The 17,292-nt window shown below is 72.3% G+C and carries 14 protein-coding genes; 6 read left to right on the top strand and 8 right to left on the bottom strand.

Annotation, left to right across the window (positions count from 1 at the left end; translation table 11 throughout):
* The first annotated feature begins 83 nt into the window (after positions 1-83).
* Positions 84-1,496, top strand: coding sequence for an FAD-binding oxidoreductase (locus AC0IW9_RS03530; RefSeq protein WP_471646819.1), 1,413 nt, complete (start codon positions 84-86; stop codon positions 1,494-1,496).
* Here the strand turns inward: AC0IW9_RS03530 and AC0IW9_RS03525 are convergent.
* The 4 genes from AC0IW9_RS03525 to AC0IW9_RS03510 are packed head-to-tail and all read right to left on the bottom strand — an operon-like array spanning position 1,493 to position 6,760.
* Positions 1,493-2,884, bottom strand: a complete 1,392-nt coding sequence (locus AC0IW9_RS03525) for a dipeptidase (protein WP_471646818.1) — start codon at positions 2,882-2,884, stop codon at positions 1,493-1,495. The two genes, AC0IW9_RS03530 and AC0IW9_RS03525, sit on opposite strands and share 4 nt — an antisense overlap.
* Positions 2,881-4,896: a dipeptide ABC transporter ATP-binding protein gene (locus tag AC0IW9_RS03520; protein ID WP_471646817.1), complete on the bottom strand. Its 2,016-nt coding sequence runs from the start codon at positions 4,894-4,896 to the stop codon at positions 2,881-2,883. Before AC0IW9_RS03520 ends, AC0IW9_RS03525 begins: the two co-directional genes overlap by 4 nt.
* Positions 4,893-5,753: an ABC transporter permease gene (locus tag AC0IW9_RS03515; protein ID WP_471646816.1), complete on the bottom strand. Its 861-nt coding sequence runs from the start codon at positions 5,751-5,753 to the stop codon at positions 4,893-4,895. Before AC0IW9_RS03515 ends, AC0IW9_RS03520 begins: the two co-directional genes overlap by 4 nt.
* Positions 5,750-6,760, bottom strand: coding sequence for an ABC transporter permease (locus AC0IW9_RS03510; RefSeq protein ID WP_471646815.1), 1,011 nt, complete (start codon positions 6,758-6,760; stop codon positions 5,750-5,752). The genes AC0IW9_RS03515 and AC0IW9_RS03510 overlap by 4 nt, the downstream gene beginning before the upstream one ends.
* 62 nt (positions 6,761-6,822) lie before the next feature.
* Here AC0IW9_RS03510 and AC0IW9_RS03505 point away from each other — a divergent pair, with 62 nt between their 5' ends.
* A complete protein-coding gene (locus tag AC0IW9_RS03505; RefSeq protein ID WP_471646814.1) occupies positions 6,823-7,842 on the top strand; it encodes an NAD(P)-dependent oxidoreductase in 1,020 nt (339 codons plus the stop codon).
* Between the two features lie 169 nt (positions 7,843-8,011).
* Complete coding sequence (locus AC0IW9_RS03500) at positions 8,012-8,410, top strand: BLUF domain-containing protein (RefSeq protein WP_471646813.1); 399 nt, start codon at positions 8,012-8,014, stop codon at positions 8,408-8,410.
* Positions 8,411-8,418: 8 nt separating this feature from the next.
* On the opposite strand, the gene AC0IW9_RS03495 is transcribed toward AC0IW9_RS03500, so the two are convergent.
* On the bottom strand, positions 8,419-9,393 hold the full coding sequence (locus AC0IW9_RS03495; RefSeq protein WP_471646812.1) for a TAXI family TRAP transporter solute-binding subunit: 975 nt from the start codon (positions 9,391-9,393) through the stop codon (positions 8,419-8,421).
* Positions 9,394-9,536: 143 nt separating this feature from the next.
* Between AC0IW9_RS03495 and AC0IW9_RS03490 the strand changes: the two genes are divergently transcribed.
* A complete protein-coding gene (locus AC0IW9_RS03490; RefSeq protein ID WP_471646811.1) occupies positions 9,537-10,136 on the top strand; it encodes a CBS domain-containing protein in 600 nt (199 codons plus the stop codon).
* Positions 10,118-10,234 carry a hypothetical protein gene (locus AC0IW9_RS03485; RefSeq protein ID WP_471646810.1) on the top strand — a complete coding sequence of 39 codons (117 nt, stop codon included), beginning with the start codon at positions 10,118-10,120 and terminating at the stop codon, positions 10,232-10,234. The genes AC0IW9_RS03490 and AC0IW9_RS03485 overlap by 19 nt, the downstream gene beginning before the upstream one ends.
* Here AC0IW9_RS03485 and AC0IW9_RS03480 read toward each other — a convergent pair.
* From AC0IW9_RS03480 to AC0IW9_RS03470, 3 genes are read right to left on the bottom strand one after another with little or no spacing between them, the layout of a single operon-like run.
* Positions 10,231-11,484 (bottom strand): MFS transporter, encoded by a 1,254-nt coding sequence (locus AC0IW9_RS03480; protein WP_471646809.1) that lies wholly within the window; start codon positions 11,482-11,484, stop codon positions 10,231-10,233. The two genes, AC0IW9_RS03485 and AC0IW9_RS03480, sit on opposite strands and share 4 nt — an antisense overlap.
* A gap of 10 nt (positions 11,485-11,494) precedes the next feature.
* Positions 11,495-12,028 carry a mismatch-specific DNA-glycosylase gene (locus AC0IW9_RS03475; protein ID WP_471646808.1) on the bottom strand — a complete coding sequence of 178 codons (534 nt, stop codon included), beginning with the start codon at positions 12,026-12,028 and terminating at the stop codon, positions 11,495-11,497.
* Entirely contained in the window at positions 12,025-16,674 is a 4,650-nt protein-coding gene (locus AC0IW9_RS03470) for an NAD-glutamate dehydrogenase domain-containing protein (RefSeq protein ID WP_471646807.1), read from the bottom strand. The genes AC0IW9_RS03475 and AC0IW9_RS03470 overlap by 4 nt, the downstream gene beginning before the upstream one ends.
* A 233-nt stretch (positions 16,675-16,907) precedes the next feature.
* On the opposite strand from AC0IW9_RS03470, the gene AC0IW9_RS03465 reads away from it, so the two are divergent.
* The gene (locus AC0IW9_RS03465; RefSeq protein WP_471646806.1) at positions 16,908-17,273 is read left to right on the top strand and encodes a hypothetical protein; all 366 of its coding nucleotides are present in this window, start codon (positions 16,908-16,910) and stop codon (positions 17,271-17,273) included.
* The last annotated feature ends 19 nt before the right edge of the window (positions 17,274-17,292 follow it).

The raw sequence follows: 17,292 nt of genomic DNA, 5'->3' as shown, positions 1-17,292 counted from the left end.
TTTCCCGGGCGCTATCAAGCCCGTGTTGCACCCGCGCGCCAAGGGGGTTGCTGCGCGGCAGGGGCGGCGGGAAACTGCGGCGCATGACCAGCCTCGACGCCCTGGCCGAAGCCATCGGCCCAAGAAACATCCTGACCACCCCGGAGGACATGGCGCCCTATGCCGTGGACTGGCGCGGCAGCTACCGCGGCACGCCGCAGGCGGTGCTGCGCCCCGGCACGGCGGAGGAGGTCGCCGCCGCCCTGCGGATCGCCACCCAGGCCGGGCTGGCCGTGGTCGCCGCCGGCGGCCGCACGGGTCTTGCCGGCGGCGCCGTGGTGCGGGATAGCGGCCCGCCCGCCGTGGTGCTCAGCCTCGAGCGGCTGAACCGCATCCGCGACGTCGATGCCCGGGACTTCTCGGTGGTGGCCGAAGCCGGCTGCATCGTCCAGCAGGTGCAGCAGGCCGCCGTCGCGGTGGACCGGCTGTTCCCCATCGCCTGGGGCGCCCAGGGCTCGGCGCAGATCGGCGGGATGCTCTCGACCAATGCCGGCGGCATCCGCACCATCCGCTGGGGCAATGCGCGGGACCTGGTGCTGGGGCTGGAGGTGGCGCTGCCCGATGGCCGCGTGCTGCACGACCTCCGCCGGGTCCGCAAGGACAACAGCGGCTATGCGCTGCGGCATTTGTTCATCGGCGCCGAGGGCACGCTCGGCATTATCACCGCAGCGGCGCTGCGGCTGGTCCCACCCCTGCGGGCGGTGGAGACCGCCTTCGTCGCGGTGCCCTCGCCGAATGCGGCACTCGCCCTGCTGTCGCGCATCTACGGTGCCGGGGCCGATGTCGTCGCCTTCGAGCTGATCAGCCGGTCCTGCATGGCGATCGTCGAGCGCCATGCGCCGCAGATCCGCCTGCCGCTGCCGGTGACCAGCCCCTGGTTCGTCATGCTGGAGCTCGCCGCCTCCCACCCCGCCGTCCCGGTGCGGGAGATGCTGGAGGCGGCGCTCTTCGCCGCCGACGAGGCCGGGGAGATCACCGATGGCGTGCTGGCCGAGAACGAGGCGCAGCGCCTGGCCTTCTGGCGCATCCGCGAGGACTACCCGGAATTCGCCCGCGCCGCCGGCCCGGCCATCGCCACCGATACCGCCGTGCCGGTCTCGGCGGTGCCGGAATTCCTCGCCCGCGCCGAAGCGGCCCTCGCCGAACGCTGGCCGGAAGGCCGCATGCTGGCACTCGGCCATGCCGGGGACGGTAATATCCACCTCAGCCTGAGGGCGCCCGAGGGCATGTCGCGCGAGGACTGGGTCGCCCGCGCCGGTGCCGCCGACATGGTGGTGAACGAGATCGCCGTGGCGCTCGGCGGCAGCTTCAGCGCGGAGCATGGCATCGGCAGCCTGAAGCTGCATGTCATGCAGGCGCTGAAGGACCCGCTGGCGCTGGAGCTGATGCGCGGGATCAAGGCGGTGCTCGACCCGCGCGGGCTGATGAATCCGGGGAAGGTTCTGCCCGGCAACTAGCCTTTGGCGAATTCCGCCAGCATCCTGGCATGGCTGCGGGCGCCCTGGTGCAGGCAGCGGAATTCGAATTTCTCGTTCGGGCTATGCACCTGGTCGTCGTTCAGCCCGAAGCCGACCAGCAGGCTGTCGAGGCCGAGCAGCCGCCGCATGCTCTCGACCACCGGGATGGAACCGCCGCTGCCGATCAGCACGGCGGGGCGGCCGTATTCCTCGGCCAGTGCGCGGCGGGCGGCGCCGACCCAGCGGCTGTCGGCCGGCACCTCGATGCCCGGCGTGGTGGTGAAGACCGTCACCTCCACCTTGGCATCGGCAGGCCGTCGTTCCTCGATGAAGGCGCGGATGCCCTCGGCCACCTTGGCCGGGTCCTGGCCCGGGACCAGCCGGCAGGAGAGCTTGGCATGGGCTTCCGCCGCGATGACGGTCTTGCTGCCGTCGCCGGTATAGCCGCCCCAGATGCCGTTGAGATCGGCGGTCGGCCGCGCCCACAAGCGTTCCAGTCCGCTGCGGCCGCGCTCGCCCGAGGGCGTGGTCAGGCCGATGTCGCCGAGGAAGCCGGCCTCGTCGAAGCCGAGGCTGTCCCATTCGACCCGCTGCGAATTGCTGATCTCGGCGACGCCCTCGTAGAAGCCCGGGATCTGCACCCGGCCGTTCTCGTCGTGCAGCGTGCCCAGGATGCGCGACAGCGCATTCACCGGGTTCAGCGCGGCACCGCCGTAGATGCCGGAATGCAGGTCGCGCGAGGCGGCCTTCAGGTCGATCTGCGCATAGACCATGCCGCGCAGCCGCGTCGTGATGGCCGGCGTGTCGATGTCCCACATGCCGGTATCGCTGATGACCGCGACATCGGCCGCGAGCTCCGCCTTGTTGGCGGCGAGGAAGGCATCGAGGCTCGGCGAGCCAACCTCCTCCTCGCCCTCGATCAGCACCGAGACACGGCAGGGCGGGCCGCCGGCGACCGCGTGCCAGGCGCGCAGCGCCTCCAGCCACATCGCGCACTGGCCCTTGTCGTCCACCGCGCCGCGGGCGACGACGCGCCTGCCATGCGGGCCATCCGCCACCACCGGGTCGAAGGGCGGCGAGGTCCAGAGGTCGAGCGGATCGGCCGGTTGCACGTCGTAATGGCCGTAGAACAGCAGGTGTGGCGCGTCCGTGCCCGGGCCGGGGTGGTGGGCCACGACCACGGGGTGGCCGGCGGTCGGCCGGATCTCGGCGGTGAAGCCGAGGCCGGCCAGCTCGTTCCGCACCCATTCGGCGGCACGCAGGCAATCCCCGGCATGGGCGGGCTGGGCACTGATGCTGGGGATGCGGAGCCAGTCGATCAGCCGCGCTTCGGCGGCCGCCGTCCCGGCATCGAGATGGGCGAGGATGGCATCGAGGGGAGGGGTCATGCCCCCATTTCACCATGCGCGAACTCGCCCGGGAAGTGGCAGGCCGCCCAACGCCCGGGGGCGTGTTCGGCCAGCGGCGGTGCCGTTTCGCAGACGGGACGGGCAATCGGGCAGCGGGCGTGGAAGACGCAGCCGGTGGGCAGGACCAGGGTGCTCGGCGGCTCCCCCTGCAGCACCACGCGGGTGCGGCCGGGCACGGGCACGGCGGAGATCAGCACGCCGGTATAGGGATGCAGCGGCCGGGCAAACAGCGCGCCCGCCGGCGCGCTCTCCATCACTTGGCCGAGGTAGAGCACCGCGACACGGTCGCAGAGATGGCGCACCACCGCCAGGTCATGCGCGATGAAGAGATAGGTCAGCCCCATCCGCTGCTGTAGGTCCAGCATCAGGTTGAGGATCTGCGCCTGGATATTCACGTCGAGCGCGCTGATCGGCTCATCCGCCACGATGAACTCCGGCTCCAGCGCCAGGGCCCGGGCGATGGAGATGCGCTGGCGCTGCCCGCCGCTGAACTCATGCGGATAGCGCGCTTCCCAGGCCGGGTTCAGCCCCACGGTCGAAAGCAAGTCCCGCACCCGGTCCCGCGCCGCGGCGCCGCGGCCGACCACGCCATGCGCGACCAAAGGCTCGGCGAGCGTGTCGCCGATGGTCATGCGCGGGTTGAGCGAGGCATAGGGATCCTGGAAGACCATCTGCATCCGCCGCCGCAGCGGCCGGATCGCGGCCGGGCTGGCGGTCGCGATCTCCTGCCCGGCGAAGCGGATGCTGCCGGCGGTCGGCGCGTGGATGCGGGTGACCAGCCGCGCCAGGGTCGACTTGCCGCAGCCGCTCTCGCCGACGATGCCCAGCGTCTCGCCGCGGGCCACGTCGAGGTCGATGCCGTTCACCGCATGCACCACGCGGCGCGCACCGAAGAGGCTCTCGCGCGGCAGCGGGAAATGCTTCACCAGGCCGCGCACCGCCAGCAGCGGCTCGGTCGCGGTGCTGGCGGCGCGGGTGCCGCCGAAGCCGGTGCCGCCGGCCCTGGGCAGGACCTGCCCGGCCTGGGTCACCCAGCAGCGCGCCAGCCGCCCCGGCGCCACTTCCGCCAACGGCGGATGCTCCGTCTCGCAGCGCGCCACCTTGAAGGGGCAGCGCGGCGCGAAGCGGCAGCCTGCCGGCAGTGCCAGCGCATCGGGCGGCGCACCCTCGATGCTGACCAGGCGGCGGTCCTCGCCGAGCGGCTGGTCGATCCGCGGCACCGCATTCACCAGCGCCCAGGCATAGGGATGGCGCGGGTCGGCCAGGACTTCGGCGGTCGCCGCCTCCTCCACCACCTCGCCGGCATACATCACCGCGACCCGCTGGCAGACCGCGCCGATGACGCCGAGGTCGTGGCTGATCAGCACGATCGCCGTGCCGAATTCCGCGTTGAGCTGCCGCAGCAGATCCAGGATCTGCGCCTGGATGGTGACGTCGAGCGCGGTCGTCGGCTCGTCCGCGATCAGCAGCGCCGGGTCGTTGGCGAAGCCCATCGCCAGCATCACCCGCTGGCGCATCCCGCCCGAGAATTCATGCGGGAAGCGGGAGACGGTCCGCTCCGGCGCAGTGATGCCCATGCGGCCGAGCAGGCCGACCGCGCGCTGCTTCGCCTCCGGCGCATCGAAGCGGCCATGCGCCACCATCGGCTCGGTCAACTGGCGGAGGATCCGGATGACGGGGTTGAGACCGGTCATCGGGTCCTGGAAGACCATGGCCATGCGGTCGCCGCGTAGCGCCCGTAGCTCCTCCGGCCGCATCGCCAGCAGGTCGCGACCCTGGAAATGCATCGAGCCGCCGACGATCCGCGCCGGCTCCTCCAGCAGCCGCATCAGCGACAGCGCCGTCACGCTCTTCCCACTGCCGCTCTCGCCGACGATGCCGAGCGTTTCGCCGGCGCCGACCGAGAAGGAGACGCCATCCACGGCGCGCACCGGTCCCGCATCGGTGAGGAAGACGGTGCGGAGGTCCTTGACCTCGAGCGTAGGCGTCACCGGCTGCGCGCCTTCGGATCCAGCCAATCCCTGACCCCGTCGCCTAAGAAGTTGAAGCCCAGCACGATGGTGAGGATGGCGAGGCCGGGGAAGGTCGCCACCCACCATTGCTCCACCAGCTCCCGCCCCTCGGCGACCATCGCGCCCCATTCGGCGGTCGGCGGCACCACGCCGAGGCCGAGGAAGGAGAGCCCGGCGAAGGTGATGATGGCATTGCCGATATCGAGCGTGACCAGCACCACCAGCGGCCCGATGGCATTCGGCACGATATGCCGGCCGAGGATGCGCGCCGGCTTCAGCCCCAGCACCACGGCCGCTTCCACGTATTCCTGGCTGCGCTGCACCAGCGCCAGGGCCCGCGCCAGCCGGGCGAATTTCGGCCACCAGACCACCAGCATGGCGATGATCGTATTGGTCGTGCCGATGCCGAGCGCCGCGGCGATGGCCAACGCCAGGATGATCGGCGGGAAGCACAGCACCAGATCGGTCAGCCGCATCAGCGCAGCATCGGCTAGGCCCCGCGCATAGGCCGCAACCATGCCGACCAAGGTGCCGAAGGCGGCGCCGATCGCCACCACCGAGATCCCCGCCAGCAGCGAGATCCGCGCCCCGTAGATCAGGCGGGAGAAGCAGTCCCGCCCCAGCGCATCCGTCCCCAGCCAATGCGCGGCGGAGGGTGGCCGAAGCCGGTTGGTGACATCGACGAAGTCGGGCGGATAGGGCGCGACCCAGGGCGCGAAAGCGGCGACCAGCACCCAGGTCAGCACGATACCCGCGCCGACGCCCGCAAGCCCGTAGCGCCGCCACAGCCGCCCGCGCCGCGACCGCACCGCCGGCAGCGCGACGGTCGCGCTCACCGCCGCACCCGCGGGTCCAGCAGCGCATAGGAGAGGTCGACCGCGAGGTTCACCAGCAGATAGGTGACCGAGACGACCAGCGTGATCCCCATGATCGCCGGGAAATCCAGCGCCGCCGCGCTGCGGAAGGTGTAGCGGCCGAGCCCCGGCCAGGAGAAGACCGTCTCCGTCATCACCGCCCCCGCCAGCAGGTTGGCATAGGCGAGGCCGCCCAGGGTCACCACCGGGATCAGCGCGTTCGGCAGCACGTGGCGCAGGATGGTGTAGCTCTCCCGCATGCCCTTGGCGCGCGAGACGCGGACATAGTCCTGGCCCATCGCCTCCAGCATCGCCGCCCGCGTGGTGCGGGTGATCAGGCCGATGGTCGCCGCCGCCAGCACGATGCTCGGCAGCACCAGATGCGCCGCGGCATCGTGGAAGGCCTCCCAATCCCCGGCGAGGAGGCTGTCGACCAGGAACAGCCCGGTCACCTCCTCCGGCGGGAAGGCGATCGGGTCCAGCCGCCCCGGGCCCGGGGCGATCTGCAGCCCGCCATAGAAGATCGCCAGCATGACGAAGGCCAGCCAGAAGGTGGGGGAGGAGACGCCGATCAGCGAGATCACCCGCGCCGCCGCATCCACCCAGCCGTCCCGCCAGACCGCGGCGGCGATGCCGAGCGGGATGCCGGTGCCGAGCGCCAGGACGAAGGCGATGCTCGCCAGCTCCACCGTCGCCGGGGCATATTGCGCGATATCCTCGAGTACCGGCCGCTGCGAGGCGATGGAGGTGCCGAGGTCGCCCTGCGCCAGCCCCTGCAGGAAGATCCAGTATCGTTCCCAGAGCGGCAGATCGAGCCCCCATTTCGCCCGCCATTCCAGCACCGTCGCCGGATTGCTGGCGGCGATGTCGCCGAGCTGCGCCAGTACCGGATCGCCCGGCACGGTGTTGGTGATGAGGAAGATCACCAGCGTCGCCAGCACCGCCATGATGGCGGCGCCTGCCAGTCGCGTCACCAGGGTCCGCAGCATCCGGACTGTGTCTCCCCCACCCCTTTTGCCCTAGCCTAGCCCGGATGCAGGGAGAGAATGCAATGCAAGCGCCGAGGAACCGGCTGCGGGTCTATCTGACCCATACCGAGGATACGCTGGCCAATTACTACGGCCCCCGCGCCCTGGCCGCCCTCCGCGCGGTGGCGGAGGTCCGGCTGAATGAGACCGGCCGCCACCTCGCCGGAGCCGAGCTCGCCGCGGCCGCCGCCGGCTGCCAGGCCATCATCTGCTACCGCCAGTCCCCCGGCGAGGCCGCGACCTTCGAGGCGGCGCCCGACCTCGTCGCCTTCCTCCGCTGCGCCGTCGATATCCGCAACATCGACGTCGCCGCGGCCAGCGCCCAGGGCGTGCTGGTGACCCAGGCGACCCCCGGCTTCATCCCCTCCGTCGCCGAACTGGTCATCGGCCAGATGATCGACCTCGCGCGGGGGATCGGCGCCGCGACCACGGCCTATCACGCCGGCATCATCCCCGCCGCCCGGATGGGCCGCCAGCTCAGCGGCAGCACGCTCGGGATCATCGGCTATGGCGCCATCGGCCGCTACCTGGCCCCGCTCGGCCTGGCGCTCGGCATGCGGGTCCTGGTCGCCGATCCCTTCGCCGCCATCGAGGATCCGCGCCTGCAGCACTGCCCGCTCGAGACGCTGCTGGCCGAGGCGGATTTCACCGTCTGCCTCGCCATTGCCAACGAGGCGACGGAGAACCTGCTGGATGCCGCCGCCTTCGCCCGCATGAAGCCCGGCACCTTCTTCCTCAACCCCTCCCGCGGCAACCTGGTGGACGAGGCGGCCCTGCAGGCCGCGCTGGACTCCGGCCATCTCGCCGGCGCCGCCCTCGACGTCGGCCGCGCGCCGGACCAGATGCCGAGCCCGTCGCTCGCCGCGCATCCCAGGGTCATCGCCACCCCGCATACCGGCGGCCTCACCCCGGCCGCCATCGAGCATCAGGCCTTCGATACGGTCCGCCAGCTTACCGCCCTGGCCGAGGGCCGGCTGCCCGACCATGCGGTGAATGCCGCCGCGGCGCACCGCCTGGCGCGCCTCGGCATCGGGAGCGCCTGAACGGCCAATGGGTCGGCAGGATCCGTGACGGTGTGGCTTCTGCCGCAATGATTTGCCGTATGGGCTTATTATGTAACGATTGAGTCACCTGTCGATGGTCATCTGATCGCGGACGTCAAAAGGAGGTCCTGATGCCGGTAATGCCGGTCGCAGCCCAAGAGATGAGCCGATGTCAGGAAGCCTGCGCCGCCTCTGCTACTTCAGCCGGAGCCTGATCCAGGGCTCCGCTGCCGCGAAGGCTGCGGAGGTCGACAGGCTTCTCTCGGTGGCGCGGATCGTCAACACGCGCTTCGGCATCACCGGCATGCTGCTGTCGAGCGAGGACTGCTTCGCCCAGATCCTGGAGGGCACGCCCGATGCGGTCGGCGAGATCTTCGGCCGCATCGAACGGGACTGGCGCCATACCGGCGTCACGCTGCTGCATGACAAGGCGGTTGCGAGCCGCGCCTTCGCCAATTGGGCAATGGTCGCCGTCAGCAACGTCGCATCACCGCATCCCGGCGGCAGCAGTCCCGGCCCGCTCTATGAAAGGCTGGCCGGGATCCTGTCGCAGGATGCGATGAACTGACGCGCAGATCAGGCCAGCGTCGCGCCCTGCGCCTTCCAGAATGCCTCCGCTGCCGGGTGCCAGGGTACGCCCGCCGCGGCGGTCTTCTGCCGGTCCAGGGTGAAGCCGCGACCTTCCGCATGCACCTGCGCCAGCTCGGCCCGCCCCGCCCAGGTGCTTTCCAGGATCTTCGTCACCAGCGCATCCGGCATGGTGTCCAGCACGGCCAGGATATTCGCCACCGACATCTGGTGGTTGTCCGTGGTCTGGCCGGGATAGGTGCCGGCCGCGATCACCTCGGGGAAATAGACCGGGCCGTATTTCTCGACGATCTTCGGCACGTATTCGGCATGGTCCACCAGCCGGGCGGTGATCCCCGGCGAGGCCGCGAGATCCGTCACCGCGCTGGTCGGCACGCCGGAGACGAAGAAGTAGGCGTCCAGCTTGCCGTCCTTGATCGCATTGGTGCTCTCGGCCGGCGACAGCCGCTCCCGCGCGCGGAAGTCCTTGTCGCGGTCCAGGCCGGCCGCCTCGATCAGCCGGAAGGCCATGACCTCGGTGGCGGAGCCGGGCGCGCCGGTCGAGATCCGCTTGCCCTTCATGTCCGTCAGGCTCTTGATGCCGGTCGCCGCCGTCGTGACCACCTGCATGCGGTTGGTATAGAGCACCGCGAGGGCACGCACCTTCACCGGCCGGCCGCGGAAGCGGTCCTCGCCGCGCACGGCATCCACGCTGGCATCGACCTGGGTGAAGACCAGCCCGACCCGGCCGGCACCCAGCAATTGGTTGTTGGCGACCGAGCCGCCGGTCACCTCCACCGTCGCGCTCATGCCCGGGATGGTCCGCGACAGGATATTCGCCAGACCGCCGCCCAGCGGATAATAGACGCCACCGGTGGTCCCGGTGGCGATGGCGAGCTGGCTGGCCTGGGCGCCGGCCAGCCGTGGCATCGCCAGCGTGGCGGCACCGGCGGCAAGCAGGCTGCGGCGGTTGAAGCCGTTCATTCGGTCGATCCTCCCGGGGATATTTGGCCCCGCAGACATAGCCAGGACCGGGCTGCGGCGAAAGCCCGGGGACTTGCGCCTGATCAAGGTGTGCGACCGCTCCGAAGCGCATCCTCCGGCCACCGCTTGAGGAGGAGATCGCCGTGAGCAACCTCACCGCCCGTGACCTGATGACCCCGGATGTCGTGACCGTGCCGCCCGAAACGCCGGTCCTCGCCGTCGCCCGGCTGCTGTCCGAGCGCGGCATCTCCGCCGTGCCCGTGCTGGATGCGCAGGGCCAGCTGCGCGGCATCGTGACCGAGGCCGACCTGATCCGCCGCCTGGCGGGGGAGGCGGATCGTCCCGCCGGCTGGCTCCGCGCCATCTTCGCCGATCCGGTCGCCCAGGCGGATCGCTATGCCCGTACCCATGGCGTCACCGCCGCCGATGTCATGACCGAAAGCGTGGTGACGGTGGCGGAAGCGGCGACCGCCGCCGAGATCGCGCATCTGATGGAGGACAAGGGCATCCGCCGCGTGCTGGTGGTGCAGGGGGGCCGGCTGCGCGGGCTGGTCAGCCGGGCGGACCTGCTGCGGGCCCTGGTGGCGCCGCCGCAGGCCGCCAGCGGCCTCTCCGACGAGCGTATCCGTGTCGCGGTGCTGGCGGCGATGCGCCGGAACCCTGGGCCGATACCTTCTACACCATGGTCGAGGTGGCCGAGGGCGTCGTCACCTTCCATGGCTTCATGCGCACCGAGGCGGTGAAGCGCGGGCTCCGCGTCCTCGCCGAGAACATCCCCGGCGTCACCCGGGTGGTCGACGAGACGCAGCCGATGCCGAACTACCTCTATATCGCGGCTTAGGCCCGCGGCGGCGGCTGCCGCAGCCCCACGAGGATCACCGCCCCGAGCGCCAGGAAGACCACCACCGTGGCCATCCCGGCCCGCTGGCTGCCGGTCACCGCCGTGACCGCGGCCAGCACCGCCGGGCCGAGGAAGCCGGTGACCCGGCCGCTCAGCGCGAAAAGCCCGAAATGCGCCGCCACCTCGTCCGGCGGCGCCAGCCGGGCCATCAGGGTCCGGCTGGCCGCCTGGGCCGGGCCGATGAAGATGCCCAAGGCCAGCGCCAGCGCCCAGAAGGCCGTCTTGCCCTCCGCCACCAGCAGCCCGCTGCTCAGCAGGATGAGCGCCACCAGCGCGACCATCACCACCCGCTTGGAGCCGACCCGGTCCTCGACCAGGCCGAAACCCGCGGCGCCCAGCCCCGCCGTCAGGTTCAGCGCGATGCCGAAGAGCAGGATCTCCTCGAAGCCCATGCCGAAGACGCCGGCGGCATAGATCGCGCCGAAGGCGAACAGCGTGTTCAGCCCATCGGTATAGAACAGCCGCGCCAGCAGGAAGCGCCCCATCACCGGGTTGCGCGGCAGCCGCCGCAGCACGCCGAGGATCTCGGCCAGCCCCGCCCGCGCCGCGGCGATCCAGCCCGGCTTCGCCCCGCCGGCATCGGGCAGGAACAGCAGCACCGGCCAGGCAAATACCGCGACCCAGAGCGCGGTCAGCAGCGCCGTCGCCCGCACATGCTCGGCGCTGCCGCGATCGAGGCCGAAGGGGGAGGGGTCCGGCTGCACCAGCAGCACCAGCGCCACCACCAGGCAGACCAGCCCCCCGGCATAGCCGAGGCCCCAGGCCAGGCCCGAGACCCGGCCGATCTCGGCCGGCGAGGCCACCTGCGGCAGCAGCGAATTGTAGAAGACGGTGCCCAGCTCGAAGGCGACGGTGGCGATCCCGACGCAGGTCAGGGCGTAAAGGGTGAAGGACGGGTCGGGCCGGGCGAACCAGATCCCGGCGGTCGCCAGCACCATGATGCCGGTGCAGGTGCCGAGCATCAGCCGCCGCCGCCCGCCGGCATCCGCCACGGCCCCCAGCAGCGGCGAGAGCAGGGCGATCGCCAGCCCCGCCGCCGTCTGCATCCAGCCCCATTGCGCCTGGCCCGTGGCGGCATCAGGGGCGATGCCCTTGCTGAAATAGGCGGCGATGACGAAGGTCGAGACCACCGTGGGGAAGGCGCTATTCGCCCAGTCGTACAGGGCCCAGGCCCAGGCCTTGCGGGTCATTCCTTGCGGCTCATGCGGCGATCGCCGGCGGCGGAAAATCGAGGGCCATGGCTGTCTCGTCCCAATGATGCCGCAGCTTCGCCCAATGCCCATTCGCCCCGGAGGGGCTCGGCAGGACAAAGATGCGGGCGAAATCCAAACCCGGCGCAGGCCGGTCCTGCGCGCCGAAGCCGAGGCCGAGCTTCGGCAGGCCGAGCGCCGCCGCCGCGGCCTCCTTGCTGGTGAAGGCGATCGCCCCTGGCCGCCAGCGGGCCATGGCCGCGCGGAAGCCTGCCGCATCGAAATCCTCGGGCAGCAGGTCGCGGTCCATGCCGCTCGCCGTCTTGCAGAGGTCGGTCAGGCCGATGCCGCCGCGCGCCAGGGCACGGTACTCGGCCGGCCGCAGCAGGCAGCGGGTGAAGCCCGCCGCATAGAGCGCCGCCCAGAAGCGATTGCCCCGGCCGGCGTAATAGGCGCCGATCCGCCGCGATTCATGGCTCGCCGCGGTGCCGCAGAAGACCAGGCGCAGGCCGGGCCGCAGCAGGTCCGGCAGGACGGGCGTCACGCCAGCGCCGCCAGCGCATGGGTGGCGACGCTGACGGCGGACAGGTCGCCGGCCATCGCCGCCTCCCGCGCCAGCGCCGCGACCGCCGCATCGGCCGGGGCACCGCCGTGCAGCCGGGCCGCCGCCAGCCGCGCCTGGATGGCGCCGAGCTCGCCCAGCAGGGCGGCCCTTGCCCTGGGACCGAAGGCGCCCGGGGCCGGGGCCATCGCCGCCGCCTGCCGCAGCGCCTCGATCTGGAACTCGGCCCCGACCGCCTTCCAGCCCGCCGCCGCCACATCCGGCGCGGCGCCGGCCTCGGCGGCCAGCCGCAGGATCATCGGCGCCGCCGCCAGGCCCGGCGCCGCGGCGGCCAGGGCGATGGCCGCCTCCGGCAGCCCGGCCGCCCGCCAGGGTGCGGCATCCAGGCCCGGCTCGGTCGCCGCGACCAGCGCGGCGATGCCCGGCCGCAGCGCCGCCAGCGCCGCCTCCAGCGGCCGCGGCGCCGCCAGCAGCCCGGGCGCCAGCTCCTCCTGCAGCCGCCGCAGCACCGCCAGCAGGTCGAGCCGCATCGCCGCCGGTGCCGCCGCCGCATCGGTCGCATCCGCCAGCGCCGGCAGGTCGAAGAGCGCCCCGGCCAGCCAGGCGGCCCGGGCCGCATCCGCCGGCGCCGCCTCCGCCACCAGCCGGCCGAGCCCGGCGCAGCCGAGCCGGTTGGCGACCTCGTTGGCGATGGCCGTCGCCACCAGCTCCCGCCGCAGCCGATGCCGGGCGATCAGCGTGGGGAAGCGCTCGCCCAGCGCGGCCGGGAAATAGGCGGTCAGCAGGGGCGCGAAGCCCGGGTCGTCCGGCAGGTCGCTCGCCTCGATGGCCTCGGTCAGCCAGAGCTTGGCAAGCGGCAGCAGGGCGCAGAGGGCAGGGCGGCTCAACGCCTCCCCGGCGGCGATCCGGCCGGCGAGGGTCGCGGCATCCGGCAGCCCGGCCACCGACCGGTCCAGCACCCCGGCCGCCTCCAGCTTCAGCATCAGCGCCGCCTGGGCCGGCAGGGCCGCGGCACCGGCCCGCTCCTCCAGGCTGATCGCCAGGGCCTGCTGCGCATTGTCGCGCAGGACCAGATGGCCGACCTCCTCGGTCATCGCCCCCAGCAGCGCATCCCGCTGGCTCCGGGTCAGCAGACCGGAGGCCTCGGCATCGGCCAGCAGGATCTTGATGTTCACCTCATGGTCGCTGGTGGAGACACCGGCCGAATTGTCCAGCGCATCGGTATTGAGCCGCCCGCCCGCCGCGGCGATCTCGACCCGCCCGGCCTGGGTCACCGCGAGGTTGGCGCCTTCGCCGACCACCTTCGCCCGCACCTCTCGGCCATCGACCCGCAGCGCGTCATTGGCCCGGTCGCCGGCCTCGGCCTGGCTCTCGCCGCTGGCCTTCACATAAGTGCCGATGCCGCCGAAGTAGAGCAGGTCCACCGGCGCCCGCAGGATGGCCTGCATCAGCTCCGCCGGCGTCACCCGCTCCGCCTCCAGCCCCAGCAGCGCCCGCACCTCGGGCGAGACCGGGATGGTCTTCAGGCTGCGGGCGAAGACCCCACCGCCGGGCGAGATCAGCGCCGCGTCGTAATCCGCCCAGGAGGAGCGGGGCAGGGCGAAAAGCCGTGTCCGCTCGGCGAAGCCCGCGGCCGGATCCGGCGCGGGGTCGAGGAAGATGTGCCGGTGGTCGAAGGCGGCGACCAGCTTGGTATGCCGGCTGATCAGCAGCCCATTGCCGAAGACGTCGCCCGACATGTCGCCGACGCCGGCGCAGGTGAAATCCTCGGCGAGGATGTCGTGCCCCAGCTCGGCGAAATGCCGCGCCACCATCACCCAGGCGCCGCGCGCGGTGATGCCCATGCCCTTGTGGTCGTAGCCGGCCGAGCCGCCGCTGGCGAAGGCATCGCCCAGCCAGAAGCCATAGTCCGCCGCCAGCCCATTGGCGATGTCGGAAAAGGTGGCGGTCCCCTTGTCGGCGGCGACGACCATGTAGGGGTCGTCCGCATCGCGCCGCACCACGCGCGGCGGCGGCACCACGCCGGCCTCGTTCAGGTTGTCGGTGATGTCGAGCAGCCCGCTGACCAGGATGCGGTAGCAGGCGACGCCTTCGGCCTGGAAGGCCTCCCGCTCCGTTGGGATCCGCTTCAGCACGAAGCCGCCCTTCGCCCCGGTCGGCACGATGACCACGTTCTTCACCCGCTGGGCCTTCATCAGCCCGAGGATCTCGGTGCGGAAATCCTCCCGCCGGTCGGACCAGCGGATGCCGCCGCGCGCCACCGGCCCGGCGCGCAGATGCACGCCTTCCATGCGCGGCGAATGCACGAAGACCTCCCGCCAGGGGCGCGGCGCCGGCATCTCGCCGGCCGCGGCGCTGTCGATCTTCAGCGAGAGATAGGGCTTGCCCTGGAAGTAATTGGTCCGCAGCAGCGCGCCCAGCACCTGATGCAGGCGCGACAGGATGCGGTCCTCGTCCGGGCTTTCCACCGCCGCCAGCCGCGTCGTCCAGGCCGCATCCAGCGCGGCCTCGTCCCCGCGCGGCCGGTCCGGGTCGAAGCGGGCCTGGAAGAGGTCGACCAGCAGCCGCGCCGCCGCCGGATGCGCCGCCAGCGCCGCCTCCACGCTCCCCTGCGCGAAGCCGAAGCCCACCTGCTTCAGCCAGCGGTACATCGCCCGCAGCAGCCAGCATTCCCGCCAGTCCAGCCCGGCGCGCAGCACCAGCCGGTTGAAGCCATCCGCCTCCGCCCGGCCGTCCAGCAGCGCCGCCAGGGCCTCGAGCAAGGCCGGGAAGCGCGCCTCCTCCGCCGCGGCGCCCGGCGCCAGGGTGAAGACATGCAGCACCACCGGCGTATCGCCGGTGGGCGAGAGCCGATGCGGGATCTCCTCGATCGCCCGCAGGTCGAGGCTCTCGAACAGCGGCAGCGCATCCGCGAGCGGCAGGGGCCCGCCGGGATTGGCCAGCCGCAGGACCAGCTCCGTCGTGCCGGGCTGGCGCAGCAGGGCCGCGGCGGGGCGTCCCTCGGCCAGCGCCCGCTCGGCCAGGGCCAGGTCGGCGGCGCCCTCGGCCCCGGTGGTCGCCTCCCGATAGGCGGCGGGGAAGGCATCGCGCCAGCGGGCCAGGCTGGCCGCCGCCGCGGCCTCGCCCCGTTCGGCCACCAGCGCTTCGGCCAGCCGGTCCTGGAAGCCGCGGGCGGCCTGGGCGATCGCCGCCTCCAGCGCCGCCGCATCCACAGACCGGGGCTGATCGGGGTCGGTGCCGATGATGTAGTGGACCCGCGCCAGCGGCGCGTCGCCGAGGGCGATGTACCAGGCGCTCAGCCTTCCGCCGAAGGCCCGCGCCAGCATCGCCCCGACCCGTTCGCGCAGCCGCGTGTCGAAGGTATCCCGCGGCAGCCAGGCGATGGCCGAGACGAAGCGGCGGAAGGGATCGTGCCGCAGCACCAGCGCCGGGCGCGGGCGGATCTGCAGGTCCAGCGCCCGCCGTGCCGCGGCCAGGATCTCCGCCTCCGGCGCCTGGAACAGCTCGTCGCGCGGCCAGGTATCGAGGATGTTGCGCAGCGCCCGGCCGTCATGCGCCTCCGGGTCGTAGCCGGCGGCGGCCAGGATGCGCGCCACCTTCTCGGCCAGCAGCGGGATGCTGCGCGGGTTGCGGTTGTAGGCGCTGGCGGCAAACAGCCCGAGGAAGAGCCGCAGCCCCGCGACCTGCCCATCCGGCCCGGGGATCTGCGTCACCACCACATCGGCATGCTGCGGCCGATGCACCGTGCTCCGCATGTTGGCCTTGGCGACGGTCACCGCGGCGGCCGCGGCCAGGGCCTCCCGCAGCGGTGGCGGCAGGCTTCCGGGGTCGCGCAGCACGTCGAAGACCGGCAGCGTCGTGTCCCGCAGCAGGCCGAGGTTCTCGGCATCCACCGGGGCGAGGCCGCCCGCCGCCGTCAGCGCCAGGCGGCGATGCCCGAGCAGGACGTAATTCTCCTCCGCCAGCCAGCGCAGGAAGCCGATGGCCCCCGGTTCGGCACGCGGCGCCACCTCGGCCTCGGCCCCGCGCAGCAGGCCGGCCATGGCGGGGAAATCGGCGACCGCGATGCGGGTATCCGCCAGTGCCTTGGCCAGCGCCGCCTGCAGGGCCGGCCAGTCATCCGCGGCCGCCGCCGGCTGGCCGGGCAGCATGGTGGCGGGGGCGGCGCCGAGGGTGATACGCATCATGCTTTCGGCTGCGGTCCCGGCGGGCGCACTGCCCGGGCCTTCCTCCAGCGCCAGCAGCGCCCCCGCCGCATCGCGCCGCACCGCCAGCACCGGATGCAGCAATTGCCGCACCACCCGGCCCTGCCGCGCCAGGGCCCCCAGCACGCTGTCCACCAGGAAGGGCATGTCGTCGGTGACGACCTCGGCGACGGCATGGGCGCCCTGGCCGGGTGCGGGGGGCAGGACGCGCAGCCGGGTTATGCCCGGCGGCCGGTCCTGCGCCAGGGCAAACAGGCTGGCGGCGGCGGCGGCCATGCCCTCGGGCGCGGCCAGCTCGGCGCTCGGCACCTCGGCATGCAGGCGGCGCAGCAGCACCGCCGCATCGGCCGGCAGCCCGGGCGCGAGCCGATGCAGGGCTTCCTCCGCCAGGTGCAGCAACTCCAGCCGGCCGGGCTCGTTCATTACGCAATTCCTCCTTCGCCAGCGGCATCCTTCGCGGGATCGGCCGGCGGCGGCAAGCGTCCTCTCCGGGAGGGGCCGGGTCCGCCGATGAGGCACCGACCCGCGAAATGAGACCGAGGTTGAATTTAGTGAGAGTGTGCCACCAGGAGTTGCATTTGATCCGGCCATGAGTAATATGCTGAGGACGATACAACTCAGGGTTCGAAAACCGAGGCCTAGCTCTGGAGACCCCCATGCCCGGCCCGCATCGCAGATCCAGTGCCCCCTCCGCCGCTGCCGAGGCGGAGCGCCGCAACCACCGATGGCAGGGGCCTTCCCTGGACCTGCTTGATTCCCCCACCTGGCTGCAGCGGGAGGCCCGGGTCCGCGGCTTCGGCGCAGGCGCGGCCCCCCCGATCCCGATCGACACCATCGCCCTGGCCCTGGCCGCCGATACGCGCCATGCCCGCCGCGAGGCCTGGCTCGGCGTCCTGCTCGGCCTTGGTGCCGTGGCCCTGATGGTCCAGGGCTGGTTCCTGCCCCTCCTGGCGGCCGCCTTCGTCGCCGCGCCGGTGGTCGGGGTGACCCTCGCCATGCTGGATGGCCGCGTGGAGCGCTGAGGCGCTTGCCCTCTCGGCC

This window comes from Belnapia sp. AC561 (assembly GCF_979252845.1).
Note: the sequence above shows the minus strand (reverse complement) of the source record. Positions and strands in the feature narration are given on the sequence as shown.